We start from the raw sequence: 16,847 nt of genomic DNA on the forward strand, positions 1-16,847 counted from the left end.
TTATTCTATTTTAACCTATACTTAAACTATATTGTCATTAATTTATATACACTGATTCATTTTATATTGAGAAATGTCAATCAAAACAAAACCCTTTACTTAGAAAAGTAAAGGGTTTTGTTTCATATTAGATAGAAAATATTAGTATCTAACGTATTATTTAATATTATCTAAAAATCACATAAGTGGATAATACAACCAAGCATATAAGCACACCTACTATCTTAACATATTTCCAAGGTGTTACATCTACTTCTTTAGTATATGTTTGTACATATTCATCTTCTCTTGGTTTTAGTTTTCCGATTACCAACATAATAATTACCGTTAGCACAAACGTAATCGCTTGCATATGTAACATATGTAGATCTGTTGCTTCAAATCCGTTAGCTAAAATTATATAACCAACATAAACAGTAAAAGCAAATATTATTCCCACATTAGCAGCCAATGCAGGTACTCGTTTTGTCAAGAAACCAATTACAATAACTGTTAAAATTGGGATACTATATGCTCCATTTACCGTTTGTAAATATCCAAAAATACTATCGGCATACACTAAGAACGGAGCAATCAACATAGAGAAGAAAGCCAAAATAACCCCAAAACGCTTACCAACTTTTACGATCTTCTTATCTCCTGCTTCTTTATTTATAAATTGCTTATAAATATCAACACCATATAAAGTTACACAACTATTTAATGCAGAGTTGAATGAACTTAAAATTGCGCCAAATAATACTGCTGCAAAAAATCCAACCCATACATCAGGTAATACATCGGCAACCAATTTTGGATATACATCACTGGTATTTAAATTTGGACCATATTTATGAAAAGCGATAATCCCTGGTAAAACTACAATAATAGGACCTAATATTTTGATAAAAGCTGCTAGTGTTAAACCTTTCTGACCTTCTGCTAAGTTTTTTGCTCCAAGTGCACGTTGAATAATTTGCTGATTACTACCCCAATAGAATAACTGTACTAGCATCATACCAGTGAAAATAGTTGCAAATGGAATAGATGAATCTGGACCTCCAACTGCATTAAATTTCTCAGGGTGATCAGTTGCTAATTTAGTCAATCCTCCAAAAACGCTACCATCCTCACTGATAGCTAACAATCCAAAAACAGGGATTAAAAGACCTCCTATCAGCAAACCAACTGCATTTATCGTATCAGACACAGCAACTGCTTTTAAACCACCAAAAATTGCATAGACAGAACCAATAATACCTATTCCCCATACACAAATCCAAACAGCAGCCCAATCACTTACTCCAAGCATTTCTGGGATTCCAAACATTCCACTAATTGCCTTTGACCCTGTAAAAAGTACCATTGGTAATAATACAACGGCATACCCTGTAAGGAATAATCCAGATGTTAATGCTTTGGTAGTACTATTAAAACGTCTTTCTAAGAAAGTAGGAAGAGTTGAGATTCCACCCTTTAGATATCTGGGTAATAAAAATATCGCTGTAATAACCATCGCAATAGCTGCTAATGTTTCCCAGGCCATTACCAAAATACCATCTGTGTATGCATCTCCATTTAGTCCTACAATTTGTTCTGTAGAAAGATTTGTCAACAACAAAGAACCAGCAATCACTGTCGCGGTAAGGCTTCTTCCTCCCAAAAAATATCCCTCTGAGGTATTCTCATTTGTTTTCCTTGTGGCCAAGTATGATATCACTGCTACTAATAATGTAAATCCTATAAATGAAATAACTCCCATAATATTTTAATTCTGTTAATTTTTTATTTTGTAATAGCAACGAATATATCAATGCATTATTTACATCTGTAGAACATATGTCTTTTTACCTATAATTTTTTCTTAATCGCTACTTATTTTAATAGGAATATTGTGGTATTTAAACAAAAAATCTGTAGCCAAACATTTATCAAAGCGTTACTAAAGCTACAATGATACTATTTCTTTATACCAAAAATTCCATTTTTCATCTTTAAAAAACATTAACACAACATATGTTGTATGATTTACTCCATCTGTAATACTATTTATAACCACACAAAGGTAATTTTATCTAATAATGCATTATTACAGGTTATGAATATATTTTTAGATAATACTTTTATGAAGGGTAAAGTCATTTCTGTCTCAATCTAATAAATCCAAGTAGTGCGTTTTTTAGGTTAATACATTCTAATTGAAAGTATAAGTACAATTACTAAAGCTATTTAAAAACAAATTATTGATGACTAAATATATCTCTATAATCTCCATACTAATTATTTTTATTAGCTGTTCATCAAAAACAGAAAAAAGGGTTATTACCAATCTGCAATCTCCTGATCAACAAAACAAATTTTCTTTTGTTGTAGATAGCAGTGGGGTTCTATTCTATAATGTCCAGCATAATGATGTAAAGTTTATAAAAAAATCAGCTTTAGGTTTTGAATTACAGAAACATTCTTTAAAAAATAATTTTAAAATTCTTTCTTCTGAAGAATCCACTCATGATACGCAATGGAAAACAGTCTGGGGACAAAGAGAAACAGTAAGAGATTATTATAATGAACTTACTTTACATCTAAAACAAAAAGAAACAAACCTATTATTAGATGTAGTTGTAAGAGCATATAATGATGGTATTGCTTTTAGATACGTATTTCCAAAACAAGAAAATTTAAAAGATTTTATCATAATGGATGAACTTACAGAATTTGATTTTGTAGATGATTATAAAGCATGGTGGAATTTTGCGGATTATGATAATTATGAAAAAGAGTACTACAACTCTCCTATTAGTAAAATTGGAGATAGTATTCAGTTTTGGAGAAGACCAGGTAAAGAAGAACGAGCTAATATGGCTAATACTCCAACCACCATTGAGGTTAACGACAATCTGGTTATTAGTATTCATGAAGCCGACCTAACCGACTATGCGGGAATGAACTTACTAAACACATTAGATAACTCTAAACTAAAAGCCCATCTTACTCCTTGGTTAAACGGAGATTTAGTAAGAGCAAAAACGCCTTTTCAATCTCCATGGAGAACCATTCAGATTTCAGAAAATGCCGGAGGACTGGTGGAGTCTGATATGATTATGAATCTAAATCCTCCCAATGCATATGAAGACACCAGTTGGATAGAAACGTATAAATATATTGGTATTTGGTGGGAACTACATATTGGAAAAACTGCGTGGGCAGAAAAAACTCAATTTGGCAGACCCATTACAAAGCCACATGGTGCCAATACCAAAAATGCAAAATATCATATTGACTTTGCAGCTAAACACGGAATTCCAGATGTTCTAATTGAAGGATGGGATAAAGGTTGGGATGATATGGAAGGATCATGGACAGGATATGGCATATTTGATTGGAAAACATCTACAGATGACTTTGATATTGAAGAAGTGTGCCGCTATGCCAAAGAAAAAGGAGTACGTATGATGATGTACCATGAAACAATATCTGATATTGATCATTATGAACCCGCTATGGATGAATTGTACAAAATGTGTAGTGATCTTGGCATTAAAACAATCAAAGTAGGATATACCGGTGATGTTAACTATGATACAGAGAAAAAGACATATAAACAGCATCACCATGGACAATATATGGTTCGCCACTACAAAAAAATGGTTCAGAAAGCGGCAGAATACAAACTCATGATTGTAAATCATGAACCTATTAAGTTTACAGGAGAACAAAGAACGTATCCAAATCTTATGGCTCGAGAAGGTGTTCGAGGACAAGAATATAATGCCTGGAGCAAAGGAAATCAACCAGAACATGGTGTTGTATTACCTTTTACCCGAATACTAGGAGGCCCAATTGATTATACTCCGGGAGTTTTTAAGATGTTCTTAGGCAAGAGAGATTGGAGTGAAGTATCATTTAGAGTAAAAACAACAATTTGTAAACAGTTAGCATATTACCTAACTATGTATAGCCCAATGCCCATGGCAGCGGATTTGCCAGAAAACTATGAAGATAATGCTGCTTTTCAATTTATCAAGGACGTTCCTACAGATTGGTCAAATTCTAAAGTTTTAAATGGGAAGATTGGAGATTATTATACCGTAGTAAGACAAGAAAAAGGAACTGATAATTGGTATTTAGGAAGTATTAGTGATGAAAATGGTCGTAATCTAGATATTGATTTATCTTTTCTATCTAAAGACAAAACCTATGAAGCTACCATTTATGCTGATGCAAAAGATGCACACTGGTTAGAAAATCCAGAAATCTTTGAAATTATCAAAAAACAAGTTACCTCTAAAAATAAAATGACTTTAAAACTGGCTCCCGGAGGAGGACAAGCCATCGCATTTAAAGAAATAAAATAACAAATATTATAGTAATCTAATCTCGGTCTTTTAATACATCATAAAAGACCAAGATAATTACATCACACATCAAGTATTCAACAATGAAATCATTATCAATAATAGTTCTCTTATTTTTTATTACTCTAAATATCCAAGCACAATACGCCAATGACTGGGAAAACCCATTGGTTGTTCAGAAAAACAGAGCCCCATCAAGGGCTACCCTGTACTCCTACCCTACTATTGAGCAAGCCAAAACTTTGGACAGAGAGAATTCTCCCTGGTACAAGTCACTAAATGGAATATGGAAATTTAACTGGGTACATAAACCTGCAGATGCTCCTAATGATTTTTATAAAGAAGACTATGATGTGTCTAAATGGGATGATATCAATGTACCGTCCTGTTGGGAGATGAAAGGGTATGGAAAGATGACTTATGTAAATTCGGGATATCCATTTCCTAACAACCAACCTTATATAGACCATAATCATAATCCAGTAGGTTCATATAAACGCACAATTACTATACCCAATGATTGGGAAGATAAAACGATACTTATAAATTTCGGAGGAGTATTAAATGCTTATTATTTGTATGTCAATGGGCAAGAAGTAGGATATAATCAAGGGAGTTATACGACTTCAGAATTTGACATCACCAAATACATCAAAAAAGGAAAGAACACTATTGCTGTAAAAGTATATCGCTGGAGTGACGGTGCATATTTAGAAGATCAGGACAATTGGCGAATGAGTGGTATTTTTAGAGAGGTATTCCTACAGGCCTGGCCCAAAATTGCGATTTCCGATGTGTTTGTACAAACGCCATTAGATGAAAATTATAAAAATGCTAAACTCAAACTCAGACCCAAATTAAATATTGCTCCCGATGTAAAAATAGATGGCTATACCGTAAAAGCAACTTTATTAGATGGTGAAAAAGCAGTGTTAGAAAAGCCTTTAGAAATTTCAGCAAAAAAGATAGTTGACGAATGGTATCCGCAAACAGACAATGTATATTTTGCTTTATTGGAAACAGAGGTTACTAATCCAAAAAAATGGAGTGCAGAAAACCCTAATAGGTATACATTAATATTGACTTTAGAAAAGGAAGGAAAAGTAGTTCAAGCAACTAGTACAAAAATTGGCTTTAGACAAATAGATGTTAAAGATGGAGTATTACTTGTAAATGGAAAACGCATAATCATGTATGGAGTCAACAGACATGATCATAGCCCAACAGGTGGTAAAACTGTAAGCCGCGAAGAAATGCTTGAAGATATTACTATCCTGAAACAAAATAACATGAACCTGATACGTACTTGTCACTATCCTAATGATCCATACCTTTATGACCTTTGCGACGAATTGGGTATCTATGTTATGGATGAGGCCAATCTAGAATCACATGGATTGCGTGGGGAACTATCTAACCGACCAGAATGGTCATACTCATTTTTAGATAGAGCAATAAAAATGGTAGAGCGAGATAAAAACCATCCATCGATTATATTTTGGTCCTTAGGAAATGAATCTGGCACTGGTCCAAATCACGCTGCAATGTCTGGATGGGTTAAAAATTACGATCCTACCCGTTTGGTTCATTCTGAAGGTGCTCAGGGAGATCCAACCGATCCAAAATATATTAAGCAAGGAGATATGGATAATTTGACCAATATTCTAAACCCAAGAGACAGATCATATGTAGATGTTATTAGTAGAATGTATGCTCCTGCAAAAACTCTAAGAAAATTTGCCAAAGACCCTAATGATAATCGCCCAATTATAAACTGTGAATTTATGCACTCCATGGGAAATTCGTTAGGAAGTCTTAAAGAATATTTGGATGACGCTCGTAGTAATCCCAGAATTATTGGAGGTGCAATTTGGGATTATATAGATCAAGGTATTCTATTAAAAAATAAGAAAGGAGAATCGTATTGGGGATATGGAAATGATCCCAATGAAAACTTTGGGTTTGATCCTCGTCGTTTTAATTTTTTGATTAACGGAATTATTAATCCTGATAAAAGTCCAAAACCAGCATTATACGAATGTAAAAAAGTGTTTCAACCTATTGAGTTTTCTGCAGTACCTAATAACGAATTTAGCATAAAAGTTAAGAACTGGCATCACTTTACAAACCTAAAAGAGTATCAGTTTAACTGGTCATTAAAAGCCAACGGAAAAACAATACAAGCAGGTAAATTATCAGAACTAAATATTGAACCTACATCCGAAAAAATAATTAAGATTCCGGTAGATAACTTTACTAAAGAAGCCAATATTGAATATAGTATTCGTATTAATGCTGTTTTAAAAGACAGAACTATGTTTGCAGATGCTGGGTATGAAATCGCATGGGAAGATTTTGTATTATCAAAATTAACTTCAGAAATAAAAGAAACACCTAGCAACGTAACATTTGTAGAAAACGAAGAATATATTGTAGCTACTACAGCCAAATATGAAATCAAAGTCGATAAAAAAACAGGTTTTATCACTTCATATGAGTCTAATAAGAAGTCTATGATTTTGTCCCCTTTACAGCCCAATTTAGTTCGTGCATCTACAGATAATGATAGAGCTCGTGGAAATAAGATTGTGAAAGACGCACAACAATGGAAATCATTCTCAGAAGACCTTTCTATTAAAAAGATTAGCACTCAAAAAAGCCAAAAATCAATTATAGTTGAAGGTACTTCTACTTTTGATTCAAAATTTGAATTTACTTACCGTTTCCTAGAAAACGGAGTCAAAGTCAGTTTCAAAATAAACAAACCAGATACCGCACCGCTATTCATTCGTTTAGGAATGCAGACTACAATTCCAAAACAATTCAAAAATACCAGTTATTATGGCAAAGGTCCATATGAAAATTATTGGGATAGAAAAGAAAGTGGGAAATTGGAGTTACATACTTGTGAAACTGACAAATTAGCCTTTGATTATATTTATCCACAAGAAAATGGAAATAGAAGTGACGTACGGTATGTAGATTTTATTAGCGAGCAGCAGCAATCTTTACGAATAAAAGGGTTTCCAACCATTGATTTTTCTATTTGGCCATATTCACAACAAAACTTAGAAGAAGCCACACATACCTATGATCTAAAAAATGAGGATTTTTTTACATTAAATATCGATTATAGACAATTGGGTGTTGGTGGAGATGATAGTTGGAGTCAAAAAGCGATAGCACAACCCGAGTATAGATTAGACAAAAACGAATATGATTATTCATTTTTGTTTTCTGTACAATAATTCTTTTGTAATTGGAAAATCCAATTATCTCAAACTTCATTCTGCTTTTAACAGTACTGGAAGTATTAATTCAAGATCAGGTTAAAGGAGGAATGTTTAATAAATATCCCTTTAACCTGATATTAGCTTCTAAGAATGAATTTTATTTTTGGAGGATACTAAAATCCCTCACATTAAAATGGCACTATCAACCTTTAATTGTAGTTATAAGTTTCTACTCGGTGTCTTTGTATCTCTAATTTTGGTATAACTCAAAAACATTCTGTTAATTCTCTCTTTATATTTAGGCAAATTAATCAAGTTGTCTGCTTCTTTTTCGCCAGAGGATGTATTTAGATTAAAGAGTGCTATGGGTTTTATTTCTTCCTTTTTATATTTAACTATTAATTTCCACTCCCCTTCTCTATACGCTACGTTTTTGGCAGTTCCCCCTTGAATTAATAATACCTTTCTTGAGCTTTTTTCTGAATTTTCTAAAAACACAGGTAACAAATTTGCAGAATCCATAGCCTGATTTTTAGACAATTTTTTATTTGATATGGCAGCTATTGTTGCCATAATATCTGTGCCCGATACTAATGCACTTGATTTTGAATTTGGTTTTATCTTATCCGGCCAAACAACAATAAAAGGAACCCGATGTCCTCCTTCATAAATTTGATTTTTTCCGCCACGGTAAATATCACTAGGTCTGTGTCCTGTTGCCAACGTTTCTTTAAAAGGCAAACCCCCATTATCCGATGTAAAAATGATTACTGTATTTTCATAAACACCTTTTTTCTTCAATGCATCAACAAGCATTGCCATTTGAGCATCCAGTTCTGCAATCATATCAAGATGATATACAGGAGTAGTACCCTTAATTTTTTTACCATTAAGTGACTCAGAAGGTGTATGTGGCTTATGGACTGCTTGCGTACAGTAATACATAAAGAAAGGTTTTTCTGTACTTGCTCTATTAATATAATCAACTGCTTTATTAATTAAAAGAGGCCCCATATCAAAGGGATTCCACTCGGTGTCTCCCAAACCTTCATCCTTATCAAGTTTGACTTTTAATTTATCCATCTTTTTCTGAGTAATTAAACCAATCTTAGAATTTTTATTTAAAGGAAACCATTTTTCATTTTCATAAACTGTATAAGGAACATCTTGTATTCCTGCAGGATACATAAAGCTATAATCAAATCCATTTTGTTTTGGACCCGAACTTATTATTTGGGTTACATCAACATCTGTTTGAGTTTTCCAACGAGGTCCTCTATAAATTTCTGTTGTACTTCCTTTACGGTACCAATCACCTCCCATATGCCATTTTCCAAAAAAAGCAGTATTATAATCTGCTTGTCTCATTAATTTCCCCATAGTTAAATCAGTCTCTTTAATAGGTGATTTTTCATAAGACCCCCAAACACCCCAAGGTGCATAGCTATGGTATGTATTATTTCCTGTCATTATACTATAACGAGAAGGTGCACACAGCGCAGTAGGAGAATGGGCATCTGTAAATGCCATTCCTTCTTGCATTAATTGATCTATTTGTGGAGTTTCTACTATAATTTTTTTTGAATGCATTCTTCTATAACCAGATATATCTCCTAAACCAATATCATCAGCCAAAATCACAATTACATTTGGTTTCTTTGGTTTAACCTGAGAAAAAGCTTCCAAAGAAGATAAGACAATTAATATGCTAATAAAAAATCTACTTTTCATGATCTATATATATTTTAATCAACAAATTAATTCAAAAAAGCAGATAAGGTTATGAGTAATGTGTTTTTCTGTTGTTCTTTTAATCAAATAAAGAGAATATTAATCAATACTCATTAAGAAATTAAAGTCAACGACTACTCTATGTTCATTTTAAAATTTAAAAAACTTTTTAATGTAAACCAAAATCATACAACATAAGGTTTTACTCATTTGTTATACCTACATTTCGAATCTATTAAGATTTTAGCAAAATTAATTACTAAGAAATAGTGAATGACTTTTGTTAAAACAATTTATACTGCATTTTTAATCTTGTTTACCACTACTAGTTTAATGGCTCAAAACCCATTGGTAACACATATATATACTGCAGACCCGACAGCTCGTGTTTTTGATGATATACTTTATATTTATCCATCTCATGATGTCGAAGGTTGTACAGAAGATCAAGGATCCAATGGTTTCTGTATGCCAGATTATCATATTTTTTCTACAACAGATATGATAAACTATAAAGATCATGGTGTCGCTTTAGATCAAAATGATGTTCCCTGGGGAGCTAAAGATAAGTTTGGAATGTGGGCTCCAGATTGTATTAAAAAAGGGAGTAAATATTACTATTATTACCCAGGAATACCCGCAGACAAAAGTGCATTTAGACGTATCGGCGTTGGTGTTTCTGATAATCCTACGGGACCTTTTAGTTGGGAAAAAAATTATATAAAAGGAATTCAAGGTATTGATCCAAATCCATTTGTAGACGATGATGGAAAAGCATATATCTATTATGGAGGAGGAAAAGGTACTGGAGCTTTAAAAGTAGCTCGACTAAAAGATAATATGACCGAAATACAAGGTCAACCAGAAAATATTATAGGAATTCCTGAAGAGGGATATAGAGAAGCCTCATTTATGTTTAAAAGAGAAGGAATCTACTATTTCTCTTGGGGTCGTGTAAATCAAAATAATTATGAAATAGAATATGCTACTAGCAATAATCCTATGGGTCCTTTCAAGTTTCAAGGGGTAATTATGCCAAATATAGATAATGGAACAAATCATCACTCTATAGTTGAATACAAGGGAAAATGGTATCTATTTTATCATTATTGGTCATTAAGCAATCACAATAGATTAAGATCAATGAGAGCAGATGAAATTGTATTTAACAAAAACGGAAGTATTGTTCCAAAAGTTGCCACTTTACGCGGAATTGGAACACCAAAAGCGGGTGACCTTATTCAATTAGATCGCTACAACGATCTGGTTAATGCTAAAATCAGCTTATTAAAAGATCAACCCACAAAAGGTTGGCAAATAGATTATATTAAAGAATATGGTTGGGTCCAATTTGACAATGTTCTTTTTGAAAAAGGAAAGCAAAATAAACTGACGGCTCGGGTCGCTAGTGGTTCTAAAGGAGGAATTATGGAAATACGAGTTGATAACCCAAGAGGTCTTTTACTAGCAAAAGTACAAGTTGAAAATACTGGCGGATGGGATTCTTGGAAGGAAATTACTGTACCTTTTGTAAATCAAACCAAAGGTGTGAAAAATATATTTGTCACTTTTAAAGGTTCTAAAGGATATTTATATAATATAGATTGGATTAAGTTCGAATAGACATTAAATATAACCACTATTAGTATTTTTTATTCTCAACGAATCAAATACTAAAAAACTACGAATTAAAAACAATAGTTCACTCCATTAGGTAAATTCATATCAAATTAACACAAAAACGGATAGGTTTTTCTTTTTCTTAACGCCAATCAGGCTATTAACCCTATCTTTTACAAATCATTAAACACATAGTAATTATATAGTGGTTTCATCATTATAATATTTACTTTTCTATTTATTTAATGAAACACTTATATATTTTTCTCGTCATTATAAAGCATTGTTGAAGACGACATACTTCATTATAATAATAAATGTCTTCTTTCATTATGATATGAATATGTATTCAATACTATTTATAAGCATATAATTTTCACAATATCGTTACTGCGTAATTTTTAATTGTAATTTTCGACTAAAAAACATAAATACGCATAAAAATACACCATATGTTTAATAAATAATTTCATATATAGTAATTATTTACACACTCTCTATGTTAAAACAAAATCGTTTTCTTGTAAGTAATAGTATTTTTTAACAATATAATAAAACACTCTTCACGCACTTTTATTAAATGTTGAAAACCAGATATTTATCATTCAAAAAACAGGGTTACCAAAGCATTAACAATGCACAAAAACAGTTAGTAATTCATGATTTTTTTAACCAGATATATATATAAACTTCAATAATTTAACTTATTTTAAGAAATTAAACATATGTCTTACGAATTAAGACATATGTTACTCGCATTATATCAATTTATATGAATTTTTGTTAGGATAATTGGAAAGTCTAAAAATTTAAACACAAAAATTATAAAGTATGAAATTCAATTTACTTGCTAACTGCAAGCATAAAAGCTATACTGTTTTGTTTTTATTAGCAATGAGCTTTGGTGTAATGCAAGCGCAATCGATTACTGTAAGTGGTACAGTAACAGAAGGAGGGAATCCTTTGTTGGGAGTTAACGTCATAGTCAAAGGTACTCAAAACGGTACTGTTTCAGATTTTGATGGATTATACGAAGTAACAGCTAATATTGGCGAGATCTTGGTTTTTTCATCCGTTGGTTTTAACAGTAAAGAGGTAATAATTGGAACTGAGTCCACAATCAATGTATCCTTGACAGCAAATATTTCAGAATTAGATGAAGTAATTGTAGTAGGATATCAGGCGCAATCCAAAAGAGAAATTTCTGGTTCTATTAGTTCTGTAAAAAGTGAAGTACTAGAAAGGCAAGCAGTAGGAAATTTTGCTGAGGCATTACAAGGGCAATTGGCCGGAGTAAACGTGCAGGCATCAAGCGGTGCTCCAGGAGCAAGGGTAAATATTCAAATTCGTGGAGCGAATTCTCTTTCCAGTACAGGAACGGCAGGTTTAAACCCTCTTGATGGCGAAATAAATCCTGCTAATAACACTTTAGGACCATTATATGTTATAGATGGTGTTCCTTTTTCTGATAATCCGAATATTAGTCCTAATGAGATTGAGTCTATCGAGGTTCTTAAAGATGCAGCAACTGCTGCTATTTATGGTTCTAGAGCATCAGGAGGAGTTATTATAATTACGACAAAACGAGCTAAACCAGGAAGTCTAAAGTTTGATTTTTCTACTTTTACATCAATTAATAGGATAACATCTAGCGTACCTACATTAACTGGTCCAGAATTTATAGCTCAAAACATTCAGTTTATAGAAAATTCTGGGTTATCATTTCAAAGTTCTGGTATTTTAACAACAAACCCAGATGCTTTTGAAAATAATACCGACTGGCAAGATATCATACTTAATGACGATGCAATATCTACTAATTATAACTTCAGGCTCTCTGGAGGTAGTGATGTTGCTAACTTTAGTTTAGTTTTAGATCATCTTAATCAAGATGGTGTTTATATAAATTCAGACTTTAAACGTACGAATTTAAGGATCAATAGTAATTTCAAGAAAGGAAAGTTTTCTTTATTTTCTAGTATGAATTTAAGTAGATCAGATGCTAATAGAGAACCTTGGGCTTTATTATATGACGCTATTGTAGCTCCAGCTACAGAACAAGGCCCCGAAAGAGTAGGAGACGGAAATCAAGTGCCTGGTAGTCTTGATCAATTTAATGTTTTAGGAAACATATTAAGAAAAATTGAGCAAATTAGTACCAATGAGAGTAACTCTGCAGGGGGAACTCTTCAATTTAGATATGAATTAGTTGATGGTTTATCTGCCAGATTAAACCTTAGTGGAAACAGAACTCAAACCAGAGGGATATTTTTCAACCCGTCTTTTCGTTTCACTGATGAAAATGGAGATATATTAGTAGGTAGAGAACGACAGGCTATCGCTACGCTTCAGGAATCTACTACTACTTTCGAACAAACTTCGGTTGAAGGAATTTTAGACTACAATAAACAATTTGGAAAGCATAAGTTATCTTTATTAGGAGGGTACACTGTAGAAAATAGATTATTTGCATCAACGCGAACAAATGTAGAAAACTTTGTAACCAACGACCTTCCAACAATTAACCAGTCTAACGATCCTGATAATGTTACAGCACAAGGTCAAGACACAGAATCTGCTTTAGTTTCAACTCTAGGAACGTTAGGGTATAATTATGACGGTAAGTATTTGCTTAGAGCAAATGTAAGAGCGGATGGATCTAGTAAATTTGCAGATGGCAATAGAATTGGTGTGTTCTATGGTGCTTCATTGGCTTGGAACATTAGTAGAGAAGAATTTTTTAAAAATGCCTCTTTTCTTTCTTTTATCAATGATATGAAAATACGAGCTAGTTATGGTGAAGTTGGTAATCAAAATATTACAGATTTTCAAACAATCCCATTAGTAGCTAACAATTTAAATGTTCCTTTAGGTACAGGGGATAATGTTCTTTCTGGATTAAATCAAACTGCAATAAGCAATGCAGATTTACAATGGGAAACCAGTATATCCAAAAACCTTGGTTTAGATCTTAATTTGTTTAATAATGCTTTAACTATAGTAGGAGAATATTATGAAGTAGAAAAAGATGATTTACTTTTTAATCTTGTTATTCCTGCTTCTGCTGGTGCTGACCCAGCTGGAAATAATCAACCATCGGTTATAGCTAGTAATGTTGGTGCCATGACAAATAAAGGATTTGAATTTAGTGTGGGCTACAAAAACAATGCTCATCAACTTAAATGGGGAATCAATGGTACGTTCACTACAAACAGAAACGAAGTAACAAGATTGAACGGTCAAACATCTCAAATCACTGGAGAAAGAATTACACCTGGAAATAATAGACTTGCTGATGAACCTCTTAATTTTGCAAGAGAAGGGTTTCAGGCAGGTGCTTTCTTTTTATTAGATACAGATGGTATTATACGTACCCAAGAAGAACTTGACGAATATCAATTACTTGGTGGCCTTGCAGATGGAGCACAGATTGGAGATGCAAGACTCGTTGATTCAAATGGAGATGGTACTATTGATTTTACAAATGACAGAGTTTATAAAGGTAACAATACTCCAGATTTTGAAATAGGTTTAAATGTAAATCTAGATTATAAAAACTTTGATTTTAATATGTCATGGTTTGGTTCTTATGGTAGTAAAATCATAAATGGTCCTAAGGCATTAGCATATGATGCTCAAAATCATAGAGATTTATTATTTGCTTACACTCCTACCAATACAACTACCGATATTCCTATTAGTCGAAGAGGAGGGTCTGCTATAAGTTATTCACCTGTAACAGACATATTTTTAGAAGATGGAGATTATATACGCCTTAGAAATATTCAGTTAGGGTATAGTTTACCAAAAGATATTTTAGAAAAAAATGGTATTTCAAAACTGAGAATATACCTTGGAGCATCAAATCTACTTACTATAACTGACTATACTGGTTTTGATCCAGAGGTTGGTGGTGATGGTTTATTCTCTAGAGGTTTAGATAGAGGATTAACACCTATCACAGCTTCAGGTAGAATTGGATTAGAAATAGGATTTTAAAAAAAATAGACAAATGAAAAAAATATTTATAATTTTAACCATAATAAGTATCTTAACTTCAGTATCAAGCTGTAAACAAGATGATTTATTAGATGTTGAAAACAGAAACTCTTTAAACGCAGGGAATTTCTGGCGGAATCAAAATGATGCTGAAGCAGGTATTTACTCAGTATATAGTGCTCTTCAATTTAGTGGTGTTATGGGAGGATCTTCTGTCATTAGTTTTGCACTATTATCTGAATCTGGTAGAATTGGAAATGTAGGTGATAGTCCTGAAACTATCGAAATTGATGATGCTTTAGTTAACTCTGCCAATAATAGAATATTTACGATGTGGAGAGATTTATACCGTGTAATATTTAGAGCTAATCAAGTATTAGAAAATGTTCCAAACATAGAAATGGATGAAACTGCCAAAAGAGAAATACTTGGTGAAGCCTATTTCCTTAGAGGAATAGCTATGTTTTGGCTAGGAACAACATTTAATCAAGGTAATGTTCCTTACCCATTGGTGGCTGCTTCTAACCTTGAAGAGACTAGAGGTACCGCAGTACCAAAAGCGCAAGTGTTCGAACAGATCATCGATGATCTATTAAAAGCACAGGAAAACCTTACAGGTAGATCAGATTGGGCAAACGAAGGCCTTCAAGGTAGAGCAACTTGGGGCGCTGCAACTTCTATTCTTGGAAAAGTATACTTATATGAAGAAAATTTCACAAGAGCGGCAGAAGAGTTTAAAAAAGTAATCGATTCTGGTCAATATCAACTTACTGAAAATATAGGAGATAACTTTAACGAAGCAGGAGAACATAATAGAGAATCTATTTTTGAAGTACAATTTTTTGTTAATGTAGAAGATGATGGTGCTTTTGGTGATGGTGAAGGTAGAAACAATGACGAATCTACACTAAGATCAAAATCTTGGGCTAGAGGTTTTGGTGGTTTTAGTAATGTATTTGCTACTCATTTTATCTCTTCTCTTTATCGAAATGAGGTTCTTGATCCAAGTGCACCTATAAATACTCCACTGGTAAATGTTTATGAAGATGGATATGATCCTGATAATAACGAAGCAGATAACGCCGCATTCATTATTCAAGAAGACAGAAGGTTTTCTGTTAGAAGTGAAGCTTCAATGGCTTATGAAGGTGATGGTACTTTATTCTATGGTATTACAACAAGAGGAGCAAATGGTTTTGTTAGGGTTGTTTCTAGAGGTCAAACAAAAAAGTTTATGAATATTTTGGAAAGCGCAGAGCTAAATAATTCTGGGATTAACGAGCGAGTAATACGTTATGCAGATGTACTTCTTATGTACGCAGAAGCACTCCTGAGAAGTCAAGGTGATGCTGGAGTACCTGATGCTCTTACATACATTAATATGGTAAGACAACGATCTGGATTAGTAACTTTAGAAAATTTGTTTAATGGCGTACCAACAGCTCCTATCATTTTAAACACATTTCCAGATTTAAGACCAGATCCTGCTGATACTATGGTAGAAGCTAATGAAAAAATAGCTGAAATCAATACCATAAATGATGGTTTAGATCCAACTCTTAAAATAGAACCACAAGCTCTAAACGCCACAAACATACTCCGCCATTTATTTAATAAGGAACGCCCTGCAGAATTTGCCTGGGAAGGAAGAGGTATCTGTTGGCATGATTTAAGAAGAAGACCTGCAAATATAGGAACTGGTGTTGAGAGAATTAGACAATTAGGCGAAGTTATATATACTACCACAACATTTGACGTGCAAAATTTTGAGCAACTTCCAGAATTCATTGATAACTCACTTCAAGATTTTAGACAGAGAAAAGTCAATTTTAACGAGCAAGATTACTTTTTCCCAATTCCTGCTCAGGAACTTATACAGAATCCAGGATTAAATTCTGGAAACTAATAATAATATTATTTATAAAAATTG

7 protein-coding genes are annotated in these 16,847 nt (G+C 32.9%); 5 read left to right on the top strand and 2 right to left on the bottom strand.

Annotation, left to right across the window (positions count from 1 at the left end):
- Window positions 1-166: 166 nt before the first annotated feature.
- Window positions 167-1,741, bottom strand: a complete 1,575-nt coding sequence (locus tag DK442_RS15280) for a solute:sodium symporter family transporter (protein ID WP_109436763.1) — start codon at window positions 1,739-1,741, stop codon at window positions 167-169.
- 484 nt (window positions 1,742-2,225) lie between these two features.
- On the opposite strand from DK442_RS15280, the gene DK442_RS15285 reads away from it, so the two are divergent.
- Window positions 2,226-4,334, top strand: a complete 2,109-nt coding sequence (locus DK442_RS15285; RefSeq protein WP_109436764.1) for a glycoside hydrolase family 97 protein — start codon at window positions 2,226-2,228, stop codon at window positions 4,332-4,334.
- Window positions 4,335-4,417: 83 nt separating this feature from the next.
- The gene (locus DK442_RS15290; RefSeq protein ID WP_109436765.1) at window positions 4,418-7,582 is read left to right on the top strand and encodes a glycoside hydrolase family 2 TIM barrel-domain containing protein; all 3,165 of its coding nucleotides are present in this window, start codon (window positions 4,418-4,420) and stop codon (window positions 7,580-7,582) included.
- Between the two features lie 204 nt (window positions 7,583-7,786).
- Here DK442_RS15290 and DK442_RS15295 read toward each other — a convergent pair whose 3' ends face one another.
- Window positions 7,787-9,298, bottom strand: coding sequence for an arylsulfatase (locus DK442_RS15295; protein ID WP_109436766.1), 1,512 nt, complete (start codon window positions 9,296-9,298; stop codon window positions 7,787-7,789).
- Window positions 9,299-9,571: 273 nt separating this feature from the next.
- Here DK442_RS15295 and DK442_RS15300 point away from each other — a divergent pair, with 273 nt between their 5' ends.
- From DK442_RS15300 to DK442_RS15310, 3 genes are all read left to right on the top strand, one after another.
- Window positions 9,572-10,921 carry a family 43 glycosylhydrolase gene (locus tag DK442_RS15300; RefSeq protein WP_109436767.1) on the top strand — a complete coding sequence of 450 codons (1,350 nt, stop codon included), beginning with the start codon at window positions 9,572-9,574 and terminating at the stop codon, window positions 10,919-10,921.
- Between the two features lie 828 nt (window positions 10,922-11,749).
- On the top strand, window positions 11,750-14,917 hold the full coding sequence (locus tag DK442_RS15305; protein ID WP_109436768.1) for a TonB-dependent receptor: 3,168 nt from the start codon (window positions 11,750-11,752) through the stop codon (window positions 14,915-14,917).
- 13 nt (window positions 14,918-14,930) lie between these two features.
- On the top strand, window positions 14,931-16,823 hold the full coding sequence (locus DK442_RS15310; RefSeq protein ID WP_109436769.1) for a RagB/SusD family nutrient uptake outer membrane protein: 1,893 nt from the start codon (window positions 14,931-14,933) through the stop codon (window positions 16,821-16,823).
- The last annotated feature ends 24 nt before the right edge of the window (window positions 16,824-16,847 follow it).

Source organism: Aquimarina sp. AU119 (assembly GCF_900312735.1).
Taxonomy (GTDB): Bacteria; Bacteroidota; Bacteroidia; order Flavobacteriales; family Flavobacteriaceae; genus Aquimarina; species Aquimarina algiphila.

Excerpts from the sequence above, each read along its gene's own strand:
- DK442_RS15280 (WP_109436763.1), bottom strand. The coding sequence starts at position 1,741 with ATGGGAGTTATTTCATTTATAGGATTTACATTATTAGTAGCAGTGATA.
- DK442_RS15285 (WP_109436764.1), top strand. The coding sequence starts at position 2,226 with ATGACTAAATATATCTCTATAATCTCCATACTAATTATTTTTATTAGC.
- DK442_RS15290 (WP_109436765.1), top strand. The coding sequence starts at position 4,418 with ATGAAATCATTATCAATAATAGTTCTCTTATTTTTTATTACTCTAAAT.
- DK442_RS15295 (WP_109436766.1), bottom strand. The coding sequence starts at position 9,298 with ATGAAAAGTAGATTTTTTATTAGCATATTAATTGTCTTATCTTCTTTG.
- DK442_RS15300 (WP_109436767.1), top strand. The coding sequence starts at position 9,572 with ATGACTTTTGTTAAAACAATTTATACTGCATTTTTAATCTTGTTTACC.
- DK442_RS15305 (WP_109436768.1), top strand. The coding sequence starts at position 11,750 with ATGAAATTCAATTTACTTGCTAACTGCAAGCATAAAAGCTATACTGTT.
- DK442_RS15310 (WP_109436769.1), top strand. The coding sequence starts at position 14,931 with ATGAAAAAAATATTTATAATTTTAACCATAATAAGTATCTTAACTTCA.